This is a genomic window from Streptomyces odontomachi (assembly GCF_024435355.1).
GTDB lineage: Bacteria > Actinomycetota > Actinomycetes > Streptomycetales > Streptomycetaceae > Streptomyces > Streptomyces odontomachi.
In genome coordinates this window covers 156,447-172,376 of sequence record NZ_JAMJWG010000022.1, presented here as the reverse complement: position 1 = coordinate 172,376, position 15,930 = coordinate 156,447, and the positions used below count along the sequence as shown (strand labels likewise).

Sequence of the window (15,930 nt, the reverse complement as noted above, 5' to 3'; positions counted from 1 at the left end):
ACCTAGGGGTGTCGGACACATGCCCGCGGCGTCGCGTCGTCTGGCACGCACTCCCCAACTGCCTGAAGGGCGTGGGAGGTACCCCCGGCCGCGTTGCCGAAGCGCCCACGTGACTCCTCCCCCAAGCTCTCGGCTTCGCTCGAACAGGGGGGACCCCCGTTGCGGGCGCTTCGGCGCCTCGCCGGGCGTCCGCCTTGGGAGCCTGCTCGCTTCCGGGCTCGCCGGACCACTACAAGGCGACCCTGGGCCCTGCGGTCACGCGCCGTGTCTGCCGATCACGGGGCTTCCGGCGGGCCGGCGCGAAAACGATCCACCGGCTTCCCATTGGCCCTTGTAGTGGCCACCTTGTCCGCCGCACGCTCGGTGTCGCAGAAATCGCCTTCACCAAGTGAGGTTGCTCCGTGTCCAGCACGCTTCCCAGCTCCGCCCAGTCCGGCACCGACTCCGCGACCCCCGAGACCGGCACCGCGCGCGTCAAGCGCGGTATGGCCGAGATGCTCAAGGGCGGCGTCATCATGGACGTCGTCACGCCGGAGCAGGCGAAGATCGCCGAAGACGCGGGCGCCGTGGCCGTCATGGCCTTGGAGCGCGTCCCGGCTGACATCCGCAAGGACGGCGGCGTGGCCCGGATGTCCGACCCGGACATGATCGAGGGCATCATCAACGCCGTCTCCATCCCGGTCATGGCCAAGTCCCGCATCGGCCACTTCGTCGAGGCCCAGGTCCTCCAGGCCCTCGGCGTCGACTACATCGACGAGTCCGAGGTCCTCACCCCGGCCGACGAGGTCAACCACTCCGACAAGTGGGGCTTCACCACCCCCTTCGTGTGCGGCGCCACCAACCTCGGGGAGGCGCTGCGCCGCATCGCCGAGGGCGCGGCCATGATCCGCTCCAAGGGCGAGGCCGGCACCGGCAACGTCGTCGAGGCGGTGCGCCACCTGCGCCAGATCAAGAACGAGATCGGCCGGCTGCGCGCCTTCGACGACCATGAGCTGTACGCCGCGGCGAAGGAGCTGCGCGCGCCGTACGAGCTCGTCAAGGAGGTCGCCGTGCTCGGCAAGCTGCCCGTGGTGCTCTTCTCGGCCGGCGGTGTCGCGACGCCCGCGGACGCCGCACTGATGCGCCAGCTGGGCGCCGAGGGCGTCTTCGTCGGCTCCGGCATCTTCAAGTCGGGCGACCCGGCCCGGCGCGCCGCAGCCATCGTGAAGGCGACCACCTTCTTCGACGACCCCAAGATCATCGCCGACGCGTCCCGGAACCTGGGCGAGGCCATGGTCGGCATCAACTGCGACACCCTCCCCGAGACCGAGCGCTACGCCAACCGGGGCTGGTGACCCGGGCCGGGGTTGCCCGAAGTCGCCCGTAGACGCCATGCCGCGCACCCGTCCGGCCGGCAGCCGACAGCACCGGCCGGGCGGACGCGGGGCCTCCCACGGGCGGTCCGGTACCGCGCCCCACCAAGCCCTCTCAGACCCATCAGCACCCCAACACACCTCCCCACCAACGCATCGCACTCCTCATAAGGCACAGGTCACACCACCGATGAGTACCGCACCTGTCATAGGCATCCTGGCCCTCCAGGGCGACACACGGGAGCATCAGGCCGCGCTGGTCGCGGCGGGCGCCGTGGTCCGGCCGGTGCGTCGCCCCGACGAGCTCGCCGAGGTCGACGGACTCGTCATCCCCGGCGGAGAGTCCACCACCATCTCCAAGCTGGCCGTGCTCTTCGGCCTGATGGAGCCGTTGCGTGGCCACGTGCGCGCGGGTCTGCCGGTGTACGGCACCTGCGCCGGCATGATCATGCTCGCGGACAAGATCCTCGACCCCCGCTCGGGCCAGGAGACCATCGGCGGCATCGACATGATCGTGCGCCGCAACGCCTTCGGCCGGCAGAACGAGTCCTTCGAGGCGGCGGTCCACGTCAGCGGTGTCGAAGGCGCTCCTGTGGAGGGCGTTTTCATCCGGGCACCCTGGGTGGAGTCGGTCGGTGCAGCCGCCGAGGTACTGGCCGAACACGACGGACACATCGTCGCCGTACGCCAGGGCAGTGCGCTGGCCACGTCCTTTCACCCCGAACTGACCGGCGACCATCGCATGCACGCCCTCTTCGTTGAGATGGTGCGTGACCAGGGGGCCACCCGGTCCTTGTAGGATCTCTGGCGTTGGTGAACAGATGGGTGAGGCGAAGGAGACAGGCAGATGTCCGGCCACTCTAAATGGGCCACGACGAAGCACAAGAAGGCCGTGATCGACGCCAAGCGCGGCAAGCTCTTCGCGAAGCTCATCAAGAACATCGAGGTCGCCGCGCGGCTCGGAGGCGCCGACCCGGACGGCAACCCGACGCTGTACGACGCCATCCAGAAGGCCAAGAAGCAGTCGGTCCCGAACAAGAACATCGACTCCGCGGTCAAGCGCGGCGCCGGCCTGGAGGCCGGCGGCGCCGAGTACGAGACGATCATGTACGAGGGCTACGGTCCGAACGGTGTCGCGGTGCTCATCGAGTGCCTCACCGACAACCGCAACCGCGCGGCCTCCGACGTGCGCGTCGCCATGACCCGCAACGGCGGCTCGATGGCCGACCCCGGCTCCGTGGCCTACCTCTTCAACCGCAAGGGCGTCGTGATCGTCCCCAAGGGCGAGCTGACCGAGGACGACGTGCTCACCGCCGTGCTCGACGCGGGCGCCGAGGAGGTCAACGACCTGGGCGAGTCCTTCGAGGTCCTCAGCGAGGCCTCCGACCTGGTGGCCGTCCGTAGCGCGTTGCAGGGCGCCGGCATCGACTACGACTCGGCCGAGGCCAACTTCGTGCCCACCATGCAGATCGAGCTCGACGAAGAGGGCGCGAAGAAGATCTTCAAGTTGATCGACGCGCTGGAGGACAGCGACGACGTGCAGAACGTCTTCGCCAACTTCGACGTCACCGACGAGATCATGGAGAAGGTCGGCGCCTGACGCCCCTTGGGGCGCCCGGAGGGCGCTCCTTCGGGGCACGGGGACTCGGGCGGGTCGGTCGCTCGCGAGGCGCCGGAACCCCCTGCCCCGTGCCCCGCGCCCTTTCCCGGGTGCCTCGTACGCCCGCCGGTGTCCTCGATACCGCAGTCGCGGCGGCGCCAGGGCCCCGGGCTCCTCGGCCGCAGGCCGACTCGGCGCGTGCCGTCTGACCGCGTTGTCAGTGGGGGCCGATACGGTTCGAGGGCCAGAGCGCCAACGCGTACGTCACGGACCGGGGGACCGGTGAGCCGAGGGGAGGGCCCATGCGGGTACTGGGCGTGGACCCGGGATTGACCCGCTGCGGCGTCGGGGTGGTCGACGGTGTCGCGGGCCGGCAGCTCACCATGGTCGGCGTCGGCGTCGTCCGCACCCCTGCGGACGCCGAGATAGGCCACCGCCTGGTCGCCATCGAGCAGGGCCTCGAACAGTGGCTCGACGAGCACCGCCCCGAGTACGTCGCCGTGGAACGCGTCTTCAGCCAGCACAACGTCCGCACGGTCATGGGCACCGCCCAGGCCAGCGCCGTGGCCGTACTGTGCGCCGCGCGTCGCGGACTGCCGGTGGCCCTGCACACCCCGAGCGAGGTCAAGGCCGCTGTCACCGGCAGTGGACGCGCCGACAAAGCCCAGGTCACCGCCATGGTGACCCGTCTGCTGAGGCTCGCGGCGCCCCCCAAACCGGCCGACGCCGCCGACGCGCTCGCGCTCGCCATCTGCCACATCTGGCGGGCCCCCGCCATGAACCGCCTCCAGCAGGCGCACGCCCGCGCCCGTGCCGGACTCCCGGCCACACCGGGCGCATCACGCCCCGCCGCGCGGACATCCGCGCCCGCCTCGGACCGGGCCCCGGCCGCGCCGCCGGCCGCGACCCCACGAAAGGCCCCGGAATGATCGCCTTCGTCAGCGGCCCCGTCGCCGCCCTCGCCCCCGACACCGCGGTGATCGAGGTCGGCGGCGTCGGCATCGCCGTCCAGTGCACCCCGGACACCCTCTCCACGCTGCGCGTCGGCAGCCCGGCCAGGCTCGCCACCTCCCTGGTCGTCCGCGAGGACTCGCTCACCCTGTACGGCTTCGCCGACGACGACGAGCGCCAGGTCTTCGAGCTGCTCCAGACCGCGAGCGGAGTGGGCCCGCGCCTCGCCCAGGCGATGCTCGCCGTGCACCGCCCCGACACGCTGCGCAGAGCCGTCGCGACCGCCGACGAAAAGGCCCTGACCGCGGTGCCCGGCATCGGCAAGAAGGGTGCGCAGAAACTCCTGCTGGAACTCAAGGACCGCCTTGGCGCGCCGGTCGGAGCGCCGGCCGGCCCCGCCGCGGCCGCCACCGGCTGGCGTGAGCAAGTGCACACCGCTCTCATCGGCCTCGGTTACGCCCCCCGCGAAGCAGATGAGGCGGTCGCCGCCATCGCCCCCCAGGCCGAGGCGGACGGAGCCACCCCCCAGGTGGGCACCCTGCTGAAGGCCGCGTTGCAGAGCCTGAACCGCACCCGATGACCGGCGCAGAGTGACCCGCGGCCACCGCACCCGGGTCCGGGGCACCGTCCCATGCTGATTGCCGGCAGCTCCGTCGCACGCCCTGAGCGCCATCCGCCCCTTCACCCGCCCCGACCGACCGCCTGCAAGCGCCCCCGCGACCCGCACCCACCGTGAGGCACACCGCATGAACTGGGACGACACGACCGGCGACACGCCGACCGCCCCCGGCACGCCCGCCGCGCCCGACGACGGCGGCCGGCTCGTCGGCGCGTCCGCCGACGGGGAGGACCAGGCCGTCGAGGCGGCGCTGCGGCCCAAGGACCTGGGTGAATTCATCGGTCAGGAAAAGGTCCGCGAGCAGCTCGACCTGGTGCTGCGCGCCGCCCGCGCCCGTGGCGCCACCGCCGACCACGTGCTGCTCTCCGGCGCGCCCGGGCTCGGCAAGACCACCCTGTCGATGATCATCGCCGCGGAGATGGGCGCCCCGATCCGCATCACCAGCGGCCCCGCGATCCAGCACGCGGGAGACCTCGCCGCGATCCTCTCCTCGCTCCAGGAAGGCGAGGTCCTCTTCCTCGACGAGATCCACCGGATGTCGCGGCCCGCCGAAGAGATGCTCTACATGGCCATGGAGGACTTCCGCGTCGACGTCATCGTCGGCAAGGGCCCCGGTGCCACCGCCATCCCGCTCGACCTCCCGCCGTTCACCCTGGTGGGCGCCACCACCCGCGCGGGCCTGCTGCCGCCCCCGCTACGTGACCGTTTCGGGTTCACCGCCCACATGGAGTTCTACGAGCCCGCCGAGCTGGAGCGCGTCGTGCACCGCTCCGCCCACCTGCTCGATGTGGACATCGACACAGCAGGCGCCGCAGAGATCGCCGGCCGCTCCCGCGGCACCCCCCGGATCGCCAACCGTCTGCTGCGCCGAGTGCGTGACTACGCCCAGGTCAAGGCCGACGGCCTGATCACCCGCGAGATCGCCGCCGCGGCGCTGAAGGTCTACGAGGTCGACGCACGGGGCCTCGACCGGCTCGACCGGGCCGTCCTGAAGGCGCTCATCGAGCTGTTCGGCGGCGGTCCCGTAGGCCTGTCCACACTGTCCGTAGCGGTTGGTGAGGAGCGTGAGACAGTGGAGGAGGTGGCCGAACCGTTCCTGGTGCGCGAGGGTCTCCTGGCCCGCACACCACGCGGTCGGATCGCCACCCCCGCCGCATGGGCCCACCTGGGCCTGACCCCACCACCGGCCACCCCGGCCGGCGGTTCGGGGAGCGGCGGGCAGCAGCGCTTGTTCGGAACCTGACGGCGCGGACGGTCGCGGCGTCAGGAACTGCGGTGCCATGCTGAGCGTTGTTCCATCCGTGCGGACTCCCTTAGACTCCGCCGATGCCGCCCTAACAAGCGGTGTACCACCACCCCCGACCCAGGCTGTGCAGTCGTGCGGCCGTATGAAGGAAGTTCCGACCCGTGAGTCTCGTGACCCTCCTCCCGTTCATCGTGCTCATCGGGGCCATGTTCCTGATGACCCGGTCCGCCAAGCGCAAGCAGACGCAGGCCCAGCAGATGCGGAACCAGATGCAGCCCGGATCCGGCGTCCGCACGATCGGTGGTATGTACGCCATCGTGAAGGAGGTCCAGGACGAGACGGTTCTCCTGGAGGTGGCTCCGGGCACGCATGCGATCTACGCGAAGAACGCGATCGGCTCCGTCCTGGACGACGACGAGTACAACCGCATCGTGCACGGCCCGGGGGAGACCCTCGACCTGGACAGCCCGATAGTGCCGGACGACGCGTCCGCCCTCTCTGAGCTCACCGAGACCGACGAGACCGCCGACACTTCTGACGACTCGCGCATCGACCTCGGCAAGACGGACAAGGCCGATGTAGCCGAGCCGGCCGACAAGGCGACCGCCTCCGACGACGACGCCGACGAAGACGCTTCCGCGTCCGGCGACCCCGAGCCGAAGAAGACCGCCAAGGCCGATGCCACCGCCCAGACCGACGGGGCGGAGTCGAAGAAGACCGACGGCGAGTCCGACGCGAAGTAGTCACGCCCGGGGGCACCGTGCAGTCGACCACGCACGGTGACCCCGGAAACGTGCGGTTTCGCGCGGTATCTCGACACCATTTCATGGTCACCCGTGCGCCGCGCGCGCCGGGTGTGGCCAGAGAGGGAGAACGAGAAGGTGGCAGCACCCACAAGAGGCCGGCGGACGCGCAACCCGAATAAACCGGGACGCGCCCTGGTCCTGATCCTGGTGGCGATGATCGCGCTCACCGGGGGCATGTTCCTGTCCGGGAACACCAAGCCGCGCCTGGGCATCGACCTCGCCGGGGGAACGAGCATCACGCTCGAGGCGAAGAACAGCGCCGGCCAGAAGAACGCGGTCAACCAGACCAACATGAACACGGCCGTCGACATCATCTCGCGCCGTGTCAACGGTCTTGGTGTCTCCGAGGCCGAGGTGCAGACGCAGGGCAGCAATCACATCATCGTGAACATCCCCCGCGGCACCAACTCAAAGGAGGCCCGCGAGCAGGTCGGCACCACCGCGCAGCTCTTCTTCCGCCCCGTGCTGACGCTGGACGCCGGCAAGCCCACACCCCAGCAGTCCGCCAGCCCCTCGTCGAGCAGCAGCGCCAGCCCGAACGCCAGCAAGAGCCCGGCCGGCGACAAGGGCTCCGGCGAGAAGGCGACCTCTTCCAGCAGCCCCAGCGCGAGCTCCAGCCCGTCCTCCCAGGGCCGCGCCATCTCCCAGGCGCTGAAGTCCGACCCCTCGCCGTCCAGCTCCGCCGGCAAGAGCGGCGACAAGGCCTCCTCCCCGGCCAGCCCGTCCGCGAGCGCCACGTCCGGCGACGGGGCCACCGACGCCCAGGCCGCCGCCCTCCAGGCCAAGTTCGAGAAGCTGGACTGCGAGAACCCGAAGGTGCGCTCCAACACCGCCACCACCGCCGCGATGAAGACCAAGCCGTCCGACCCGGTCGTGGTGTGCGGCAAGGACTCCCAGGACCAGTGGGAGAAGTACATCCTCGGCCCCGCGGCCGTCGCCGGTACCGACGTGAAGAAGGCCCAGGCGCAGTACGACACGCAGGGCGCGGCGGGCTGGCAGGTCACCATGCAGTTCACCGGCAACGGCAGCAAGAAGTTCGGTGACATCACCGGTGAGCTGGCGAAGAAGCAGCAGCCGCAGAACCAGTTCGCCATCGTCCTGGACGGCGAGGTCGTCTCCGACCCGCGTGTCAGCGAGGCGCTGACCGGCGGCAGTGCCGAGATCACCGGCAACTTCACCCAGGAGTCCGCCCAGAGCCTGTCCAACATGCTCTCGTACGGCGCCCTGCCGCTGTCCTTCAAGGAGGACAACGTCACCACGGTCAGCCCGGCGCTCGGCGGCGAGCAGCTGCACGCCGGCCTCATCGCCGGTGCCATCGGCCTCGCCCTGGTCGTGCTGTACCTGGTGTTCTACTACCGCGGCCTGTCCCTCATCGCCATCACCTCGTTGCTGGTCTCGGCGGTGCTGACGTACACGATCATGTCCCTGCTCGGCCCGGCCATCGGCTTCGCGCTGAACCTGCCAGCGGTGTGTGGTGCGATCGTCGCGATCGGCATCACGGCGGACTCGTTCATCGTGTTCTTCGAACGCATAAGGGACGGCATCCGCGAGGGCCGCACGCTGCGCCCGGCCGTCGAGCGCGCCTGGCCGCGTGCCCGGCGCACCATCCTGGTCTCCGACTTCGTGTCGTTCCTCGCCGCCGCGGTGCTGTTCATCGTCACCGTCGGCAAGGTGCAGGGCTTCGCCTTCACGCTCGGTCTGACCACCCTGCTCGACGTGGTCGTCGTGTTCCTCTTCACCAAGCCGCTGATGACCATCCTGGCGCGCAAGAAATTCTTCGCCAGCGGTCACTCCTGGTCGGGACTGGACCCGAAACGGCTCGGAGTGCAGCCGCCGCTGCGCCGCTCGCGCCGTACCAGCGCCCCCGTCGAACCGAAGGAGGCGTGAGATGTCCCGACTCGGCACACTCGGCGCCCGGCTCCACCGTGGCGAGGTCGGCTACGACTTCATCACCAAGCGCAAGATCTGGTACAGCGTCTCGATCCTGATCACCATCACCGCCTTCGTCGGCCTGGTGGTGCGCGGGCTCAACCTGAGCATCGACTTCCAGGGCGGTGCCGTCTTCACCACGCCGAAGACGAGCGTGTCCGTGTCCCAGGCCGAGCACTCCGCCGAACGGGCCTCCGGCAAGGACGCCATCGTCCAGAAGCTCGGCACCGGCGGCCTGCGCATCCAGGTCAGCGGCGTCGACACGGCCAAGTCCGACCAGATCAAGGACCAGCTGTCCAAGGACCTGAACCTCAAGTCCGACGCCATCAACGCCGACCTGGTCGGCCCCAGCTGGGGCGAGACGATCGCCAACAAGGCCTGGACCGGCCTCGGCGTCTTCATGGTGCTCGTCGTGATCTATCTGGCGATCGCCTTCGAGTGGCGTATGGCCGTCGCCGCGCTCGTCGCCCTGATCCACGACATCACCATCACCACCGGTGTCTACGCGCTCGTCGGCTTCGAGGTCTCACCCGGCACGATCATCGGTCTGCTGACCATCCTCGGTTACTCGCTGTACGACACCGTGGTCGTCTTCGACAGCCTCAAGGAGAGCTCGAAGGACATCCTCAAGCAGAACCGCTGGACGTACAGCGAGATCGCCAACCGCTCCATCAACGGCACGCTGGTGCGTTCCATCAACACCACCGTGGTGGCGCTGCTGCCGGTCGCCGGTCTGCTGTTCATCGGTGGCGGCTTCCTCGGCGCCGGCATGCTGAACGACATCTCGCTGTCGCTGTTCGTCGGTCTCGCCGCCGGTGCGTACTCGTCGATCTTCATCGCGACCCCGCTCGTCACCGACCTCAAGGAACGCGAGCAGCCGCTGAAGGCCCTCAAGAGGCGGGTCCTGGCCAAGCGGGCCTCGGCCGCCGCCAAGGGCGAGTCCCTTCCGGAGAGCGAGTCGGCCGCCGAGTCTGCGGCCGATGACGACGAGCCGGAGGACGCCACCCCCGCCGTCGTCGGCCAGCGCGTCCAGCCCACCTCCCGTAACCGTGGCCGCGGTCGCCCCTCGGGGAAGCGCCGATGACACAGACGGGTGAACAGGCGAGTGAACAGACGGGTGAACCAGCCGTGACGGACGTGCGGGAACTCCTGCTCAGCCGCATTCGGGACGTGCAGGACTTCCCGCAGCCGGGTGTGATCTTCAAGGACCTCACCCCGCTGCTCGCCGACCCGGTGGCTTTCGCGGCGCTCACGGACACGCTCAGCGAGGTCACCCAGCGGTGCGGGGCCACCAAGGTCGCCGGCCTGGAGGCGCGCGGCTTCATACTGGCCGCGCCGGTCGCCGTCCGTGCGGGTCTCGGCTTCATTCCGGTGCGCAAGGCGGGCAAGCTGCCCGGCGCCACCCTCAGCCAGACCTACGATCTGGAGTACGGCACGGCCGAGATCGAGGTGCACGCCGAGGACCTGTCCGCAGGCGACCGCGTCATGGTCATCGACGACGTGCTGGCGACCGGCGGCACCGCCGAGGCGTCCGTGCAGCTCATACAGCGCGCCGGCGCCGAGGTGGTGGGCCTCACGGTGCTCCTGGAGCTGGGCTTCCTCAGCGGGCGCGAGCGGGTGGCGACCGCCCTCGGCGGCGCCCCGCTGGAGGCCCTCATCACGCTCTGACCAGCCTGGTCACGCGTGCGCGGCGCATTCACATCGTTGCATCGCACGGCATCGCGGCCGGGCCCGGAGGAATCCGGAGCCCGGCCGCGGTGTTTTTGCGCCAAAGGGCTGTCCCGATGGCCGAAGGCGAGCCGCCGGCCAGGGATGGCTACCATGGGCTATCCGGGGCACGACCCGTGGACCCGGACCAAGCGCGCACGAGGAGCGCCCTTGCCAGATGAGGTCCAGCCACTAGCTACCGAGTCCGGTCAGCGAACCCAGCGGGCTGCGGCGCCGCAGGCTGCCGTCGACCGGGCCGCGCCAGGGGTGCGCAGCGGCCACCAGGCGCCGAGCGACGGGACGGCCGAGTCCCGCCCGTCAGCCCCCGCCGAGCGGCCGCAGCGTGCTGCCTCCGGGCCGGCCAGCGCCACTCCGGCGGCCCGTCCGGCGAGCGCCGCACCCGTGGCCCGTCCGCCGGCCGCCGCCCCTGCCGTGCGCCCCGCCACGGGCCAGCCGTCGAGCCGCTCGGCCTCGTCCAACCGAGTGCGTGCCCGGCTCGCCCGGCTCGGCGTGCAGCGCTCGAACCCGTACAACCCGGTGCTGGAGCCGCTGCTGCGGATAGTGCGCGGCAACGACCCCAAGATCGAGACGGCCACGCTCCGCCAGGTCGAGCAGGCCTACCAGGTCGCCGAGCGCTGGCACCGCGGTCAGAAGCGCAAGAGCGGTGACCCGTACATCACCCACCCGCTGGCCGTCACCACGATCCTGGCCGAGCTTGGCATGGACCCGGCGACCCTGATGGCCGGGCTGCTGCACGACACCGTCGAGGACACCGAGTACGGTCTCGACACCCTCCGCAAGGACTTCGGCGACCAGGTCGCGCTGCTGGTGGACGGCGTCACCAAGCTGGACAAGGTCAAGTTCGGCGAGGCCGCGCAGGCCGAGACGGTCCGCAAGATGGTCGTCGCCATGGCCAAGGACCCCCGGGTGCTGGTCATCAAGCTCGCCGACCGCCTGCACAACATGCGCACCATGCGCTACCTCAAGCGCGAGAAGCAGGAGAAGAAGGCCCGCGAGACCCTGGAGATCTACGCACCGCTGGCGCACCGGCTGGGCATGAACACCATCAAGTGGGAGCTGGAGGACCTCGCCTTCGCGATCCTCTACCCCAAGATGTACGACGAGATCGTCCGGCTGGTCGCCGAGCGCGCCCCCAAGCGCGACGAGTACCTGGCCATAGTGACCGACGAGGTCCAGGCCGATCTGCGAGCCGCCCGCATCAAGGCCACCGTCACCGGCCGTCCGAAGCACTACTACAGCGTCTACCAGAAGATGATCGTCCGTGGCCGGGACTTCGCGGAGATCTACGACCTGGTGGGCATCCGTGTCCTGGTGGACACGGTCCGCGACTGCTATGCGGCGCTCGGCACCGTGCACGCGCGATGGAATCCGGTCCCCGGCCGGTTCAAGGACTACATCGCGATGCCGAAGTTCAACATGTACCAGTCGCTGCACACCACGGTCATCGGCCCCAGCGGCAAGCCGGTGGAGTTGCAGATCCGCACCTTCGACATGCACCGCAGGGCCGAGTACGGCATCGCCGCGCACTGGAAGTACAAGCAGGAGGCGGTGGCCGGGGCCTCCAAGGTGCGCACCGACGCGCCCAAGGGCACGGGCCGCTCCGGTCGCACGGGCCGCTCCGGTCGGGACGCCGACGCCGTCAACGACATGGCATGGCTGCGGCAGCTGCTCGACTGGCAGAAGGAGACCGAGGACCCGAGCGAGTTCCTGGAGTCCCTGCGCTTCGACCTGTCGCGCAACGAGGTCTTCGTCTTCACCCCCAAGGGCGATGTCATAGCGCTGCCGGCCGGCGCCACCCCGGTCGACTTCGCCTACGCCGTGCACACCGAGGTCGGCCACCGCACCATAGGAGCCCGGGTCAACGGCCGGCTCGTGCCGTTGGAGTCCACCCTGGACAACGGCGACCTGGTGGAGGTCTTCACCTCCAAGTCCGACGGCGCCGGGCCGTCCCGCGACTGGCTGAGCTTCGTGAAGTCGCCGCGGGCCAGGAACAAGATCCGGGCGTGGTTCTCCAAGGAGCGCCGTGAGGAGGCCATCGAGCAGGGCAAGGACGCCATCGCCCGCGCGATGCGCAAGCAGAACCTGCCGATCCAGCGGATCCTCACCGGCGACTCCCTCGTCACCCTGGCGCACGAGATGCGCTACCCGGACATCTCCGCGCTCTACGCGGCGATCGGCGAGGGCCATGTCGCCGCGCAGCACGTCGTGCAGAAGCTCGTCCAGGCCGTCGGCGGCGAGGACGCGGCCAACGAGGACATCGCCGAGAGCGCGCCTCCGTCCCACAGCCGCGCCCGCAAGCGTCGCTCGAACGACCCCGGAGTGGTGGTCAAGGGCGTCGACGACGTCTGGGTGAAGCTCGCCCGGTGCTGTACGCCGGTCCCCGGGGACCCCATCATCGGGTTCGTCACCCGCGGCAACGGCGTCTCCGTGCACCGTGCGGACTGCGTGAACGTCGAATCGCTCGCCAAGCAGCCGGAGCGGATGCTGGACGTCGAGTGGGCGCCCACCCAGTCGTCCGTGTTCCTGGTGGCCATCCAGGTGGAGGCCCTGGACCGTTCCAGGCTGCTCTCGGACGTCACCCGCGTCCTGTCCGACCAGCACGTCAACATCCTCTCCGCGGCCGTCCAGACCTCGCGTGACCGCGTGGCCACATCACGCTTCACCTTCGAGATGGGCGACCCCAAGCACCTGGGACACGTCCTGAAGGCGGTCCGGGGAGTGGAGGGCGTCTACGACGTGTACCGGGTGACATCGGCGCGACGGCCGTAGGGCAACGGGGGGCGGGGGACACCATGGCAGGACAATCCCGTTCGGTCGGGTCGTTGATCGGGGAGCGGTACCGGATACTCAACGTCATCGGCCGGGGCGGTATGGGCGAGGTGTTCGCGGCACAGGACGAGGTGCTCGACCGGCGCGTGGCGGTCAAGCTGATGCACGCCGCCTCCGACGGTGAGGAGTGGACGCAGCGCTTCCGCAGGGAGGCCCGTGCGCTGGCACGCATCTCGCATCCGAACGCCGTGGCCGTGCACGACTTCGGAGTGCACGACTCCAACGCCTACCTCGTGATGGAACTGCTGGACGGCCTTGACCTCCGGTCGATGATCCGGCAGGGACCGCTCGCCGCCCCGCTGGTGCGCGCGGTGGTGACGGGCATGTGCGCGGGCCTGGCCGCGGCCCACGAGGCCGGCGTGCTGCACCGGGACATCAAACCCGGCAACGTCCATCTGACCCGCGCCGGGCGCGTGGTGCTCCAGGACTTCGGGATCGCCACCATGCTGTGGAGCGGGGTCGAAACCACCCTGACCCGGACCGGTCACATCATCGGCACGCCCCAGTACATGCCCCCCGAGTCCATCCGGGGCCAGCAGACAGGGCCGGCGGGGGACCTCTACTCCCTCGGAGTGTGCACGTACGTCATGCTCAGCGGCAGGGAGCCCTACGAGGGGACCTCGGCCTACGGCGTCATCTACAACATCATCAACGAAACCCGGCCCGACATCGCGGCAGTGGTGCCGGGCATTCCGCCCGATCTGGCGAGCCTGGTCACAGATCTCCTCCGGAAGGACCCGGCGGAGCGGCCGTCGATGGACGAGGTGGTCGCACGGTTGCACTGCCCGCCACAGCCCGAGGCGCTGATCGCCAGCGCGATCACGGGCGGGGTGCGCGGCCGAGCCGTGTCGCGCCTCACCGACGACGTGGCGGCAGCGGGGTCCATCGAGCCGGAGCACACGTGGCGGCCGTCCACCAGGCCGTCCACCACGCCCTATGTGCGGCTCCGGGACGGCATCGAGCCGGCCGAGGCCGATCCGTCTCTCCGGTCTTTCCGGCTCAGCCAGTTGACGCGCGAGCACATCCTGCGCGCCATGGCCCCGGAAGCCGCCGAAGCCCGGTTGCGCGAGGCGGTCGGCCTGGTGCAGCGCGGCGAGCTGGCGGACGCCGATGAGCTGCTTGCGGCGGTCCACGCGGTGTGCAGGAGCGCGCTCGGCGCCGAGCATCCGACGACCCTGACGGCGCACTACTGGCGTGCGGTGTGCCTGGCCCGCCTCGGTGCGTCGGCAGAGGCCCTGACGGCCTTCTCCACGGTCGCCGACCGGGCGGCCGGCGCGATCGGCACGACCAGCGCCCAGCAACTGCCCGGGGGACCGGCAGGAGGGCTCGCCACATGAGCGAGCGACGAAGGAACGGGGGAGTCGTGCGGACGATCCAGGTGACGGTGGAGACGGGCGGGGACACGGAGGAGGAGCTGCGGTCCCTGCTGCGTTGGCTCACAGCGGACGAGGACATCGGGCCCCACGCCCACGGGGTGCTCAGCGCCTCGCAGCCACCCGGCAGCGAGCACATGGGCAGCCTGCTGGACATCATCTCGCTGAGCGTGAGCACCGGGCTCGGTGCGGGCCAACTCGTCGCGGGCATCGCCCAGTGGCGCTCCGCCAGACCCGCATCGCCGCGGGTCTCCGTGCACCGGGGGACCCTCCGCGTGGACATCCATGACGCCGATCCGGAGACGGTGCGCCGGTTGACGGACCTCCTCGCGCAGCCTCAGGACGACGATGCCGGAGCTGCCTGACCCCTCGGCGTCGGCGGCTGTCCTCGTCGGGACGTCCGCCTACCAGCACCTCGTGCAGTTGCCGGCCGTCACGAACAACACCGCCGACCTCGCCGGTGCCCTCATGGACGCGACCATCTGGGGGCTGCCTACCCCGCGCTGCCGCATCACCCTCGACCCCGCCACCCCGGCGGACCTCCTGGAACCCGTCTACGAGCTGGGGCGGCAGGCCAGCGACACCCTGGTGGTGTACTACTGCGGGCACGGCCTGCGGGACAGCGAGTCCGCCGACCTCTACCTCGCACTGACGGGCTCCCGGGACGGTGCCGGCTACACGGCGACCGAGTACCGGCACCTCAGGACGGCGTTACGCGCCTCCCCGGCGCGGCGGAAGATCGTGATCCTTGACTGCTGCTTCAGCGGCCGGGCCGCCCGCACTCTGAGCGCCGGCGACTTCGCCGCGCAGACGAGCGTCGACGGCGCGTACGTGCTCACGGCGTCGCCCAGGGACCACGTGGCGCTGGCCCCGGAGGGCGAGCGCTACACCGCCTTCACCGGAGAACTGCTCCACCTGCTGCGCAACGGCGTCCGGCAGGCACCCGAGACACTCGACCTGGAGACCCTCTTCAGGGAGCTCGAAGCCCGACTGCTGTCGAAGAACCGCCCCCGCCCGCAGCGCAGCCAGGAGAACGACGTCGGGCGGTTGCCGCTGGTCCGCAACCGGGCACGCGCCTCCCACACGGCCGCCGCGGGACCGGTCATCGACATCGAGGTGCAGACGGCGATGATGGCGACCGGGCTCCAGCTCGCCCGGCTGCTGCGCTCCGTCGGCCGCAACCGCGACGCCCTGCCGATCCTTCGGATGATCTTGCAGGCCAGGGTGCCCGATGCCGAAGGCGTCAGTTTCGCGGTACATCTGGAACTCGCGGAGTTGCTCGCCGAAACCGGTCAGGAGAGGGAGGCCATGGAGACGCTGGAGGTCGCCTTCCAGCAGACCCACAAGCAGTTCGGCCCCGAAGCACTCACCGTCTGCCGAAGGCTGGCCGAACTGCTCCAGGCGGCCGGCAACCACCGTCAGGCCTGTGACGTGCTCCGACACGCACTCGACAGCCTGGACCGCGACGCACGGAAGACGGATCCGCGCTGACGCCAC

Annotated in this window: 14 protein-coding genes; all 14 read left to right on the top strand. The window is 70.3% G+C overall.

The genetic code is table 11. The annotated features are described in order from the left end of the window. The first annotated feature begins 401 nt into the window (after positions 1-401). The 14 genes from pdxS to NQO67_RS34565 all read left to right on the top strand — a co-directional run bounded on the left by pdxS (position 402) and on the right by NQO67_RS34565 (position 15,924). The gene (gene pdxS / locus NQO67_RS34630) at positions 402-1,334 is read left to right on the top strand and encodes a pyridoxal 5'-phosphate synthase lyase subunit PdxS (RefSeq protein ID WP_374119232.1); all 933 of its coding nucleotides are present in this window, start codon (positions 402-404) and stop codon (positions 1,332-1,334) included. Positions 1,335-1,542: 208 nt separating this feature from the next. After that, positions 1,543-2,151, top strand: a complete 609-nt coding sequence (gene pdxT, locus NQO67_RS34625) for a pyridoxal 5'-phosphate synthase glutaminase subunit PdxT (protein WP_255954385.1) — start codon at positions 1,543-1,545, stop codon at positions 2,149-2,151. A 48-nt stretch (positions 2,152-2,199) separates the two neighbouring features. Continuing rightward, positions 2,200-2,952 carry a YebC/PmpR family DNA-binding transcriptional regulator gene (locus tag NQO67_RS34620; RefSeq protein WP_255954384.1) on the top strand — a complete coding sequence of 251 codons (753 nt, stop codon included), beginning with the start codon at positions 2,200-2,202 and terminating at the stop codon, positions 2,950-2,952. A gap of 302 nt (positions 2,953-3,254) precedes the next feature. Further along, on the top strand, positions 3,255-3,881 hold the full coding sequence (ruvC, locus tag NQO67_RS34615; protein ID WP_255954383.1) for a crossover junction endodeoxyribonuclease RuvC: 627 nt from the start codon (positions 3,255-3,257) through the stop codon (positions 3,879-3,881). Continuing rightward, positions 3,878-4,483 (top strand): Holliday junction branch migration protein RuvA, encoded by a 606-nt coding sequence (gene ruvA, locus NQO67_RS34610; RefSeq protein ID WP_255954381.1) that lies wholly within the window; start codon positions 3,878-3,880, stop codon positions 4,481-4,483. Before ruvC ends, ruvA begins: the two co-directional genes overlap by 4 nt. Before the next feature lie 166 nt (positions 4,484-4,649). Beyond that, positions 4,650-5,765, top strand: a complete 1,116-nt coding sequence (ruvB, locus tag NQO67_RS34605; protein WP_255954379.1) for a Holliday junction branch migration DNA helicase RuvB — start codon at positions 4,650-4,652, stop codon at positions 5,763-5,765. A 164-nt stretch (positions 5,766-5,929) separates the two neighbouring features. Then, positions 5,930-6,511: a preprotein translocase subunit YajC gene (gene yajC, locus NQO67_RS34600; protein WP_255954377.1), complete on the top strand. Its 582-nt coding sequence runs from the start codon at positions 5,930-5,932 to the stop codon at positions 6,509-6,511. Positions 6,512-6,649: 138 nt separating this feature from the next. Further along, a complete protein-coding gene (secD, locus tag NQO67_RS34595; protein ID WP_255954375.1) occupies positions 6,650-8,461 on the top strand; it encodes a protein translocase subunit SecD in 1,812 nt (603 codons plus the stop codon). A 1-nt stretch (position 8,462) separates the two neighbouring features. Next, a complete protein-coding gene (gene secF / locus NQO67_RS34590) occupies positions 8,463-9,587 on the top strand; it encodes a protein translocase subunit SecF (RefSeq protein ID WP_255954374.1) in 1,125 nt (374 codons plus the stop codon). After that, positions 9,584-10,171 carry an adenine phosphoribosyltransferase gene (locus tag NQO67_RS34585; RefSeq protein WP_255954373.1) on the top strand — a complete coding sequence of 196 codons (588 nt, stop codon included), beginning with the start codon at positions 9,584-9,586 and terminating at the stop codon, positions 10,169-10,171. The genes secF and NQO67_RS34585 overlap by 4 nt, the downstream gene beginning before the upstream one ends. Before the next feature lie 210 nt (positions 10,172-10,381). Next, on the top strand, positions 10,382-13,000 hold the full coding sequence (locus tag NQO67_RS34580; protein ID WP_374119231.1) for a RelA/SpoT family protein: 2,619 nt from the start codon (positions 10,382-10,384) through the stop codon (positions 12,998-13,000). Positions 13,001-13,023: 23 nt separating this feature from the next. Then, a complete protein-coding gene (locus NQO67_RS34575; protein WP_255954371.1) occupies positions 13,024-14,397 on the top strand; it encodes a serine/threonine-protein kinase in 1,374 nt (457 codons plus the stop codon). Beyond that, positions 14,394-14,798 (top strand): effector-associated constant component EACC1, encoded by a 405-nt coding sequence (locus tag NQO67_RS34570; protein ID WP_255954370.1) that lies wholly within the window; start codon positions 14,394-14,396, stop codon positions 14,796-14,798. Before NQO67_RS34575 ends, NQO67_RS34570 begins: the two co-directional genes overlap by 4 nt. Then, complete coding sequence (locus NQO67_RS34565) at positions 14,782-15,924, top strand: caspase, EACC1-associated type (protein WP_255954369.1); 1,143 nt, start codon at positions 14,782-14,784, stop codon at positions 15,922-15,924. Before NQO67_RS34570 ends, NQO67_RS34565 begins: the two co-directional genes overlap by 17 nt. The last annotated feature ends 6 nt before the right edge of the window (positions 15,925-15,930 follow it).

What these genes read in the sequence shown, in the direction of transcription:
- pdxT (WP_255954385.1), top strand. Translation starts at nt 1,543, where the DNA reads ATGAGTACCGCACCTGTCATAGGCATCCTGGCCCTCCAGGGCGACACA.
- NQO67_RS34620 (WP_255954384.1), top strand. Translation starts at nt 2,200, where the DNA reads ATGTCCGGCCACTCTAAATGGGCCACGACGAAGCACAAGAAGGCCGTG.
- ruvC (WP_255954383.1), top strand. Translation starts at nt 3,255, where the DNA reads ATGCGGGTACTGGGCGTGGACCCGGGATTGACCCGCTGCGGCGTCGGG.
- ruvA (WP_255954381.1), top strand. Translation starts at nt 3,878, where the DNA reads ATGATCGCCTTCGTCAGCGGCCCCGTCGCCGCCCTCGCCCCCGACACC.
- ruvB (WP_255954379.1), top strand. Translation starts at nt 4,650, where the DNA reads ATGAACTGGGACGACACGACCGGCGACACGCCGACCGCCCCCGGCACG.
- secF (WP_255954374.1), top strand. Translation starts at nt 8,463, where the DNA reads ATGTCCCGACTCGGCACACTCGGCGCCCGGCTCCACCGTGGCGAGGTC.
- NQO67_RS34585 (WP_255954373.1), top strand. Translation starts at nt 9,584, where the DNA reads ATGACACAGACGGGTGAACAGGCGAGTGAACAGACGGGTGAACCAGCC.
- NQO67_RS34575 (WP_255954371.1), top strand. Translation starts at nt 13,024, where the DNA reads ATGGCAGGACAATCCCGTTCGGTCGGGTCGTTGATCGGGGAGCGGTAC.
- NQO67_RS34570 (WP_255954370.1), top strand. Translation starts at nt 14,394, where the DNA reads ATGAGCGAGCGACGAAGGAACGGGGGAGTCGTGCGGACGATCCAGGTG.
- NQO67_RS34565 (WP_255954369.1), top strand. Translation starts at nt 14,782, where the DNA reads ATGCCGGAGCTGCCTGACCCCTCGGCGTCGGCGGCTGTCCTCGTCGGG.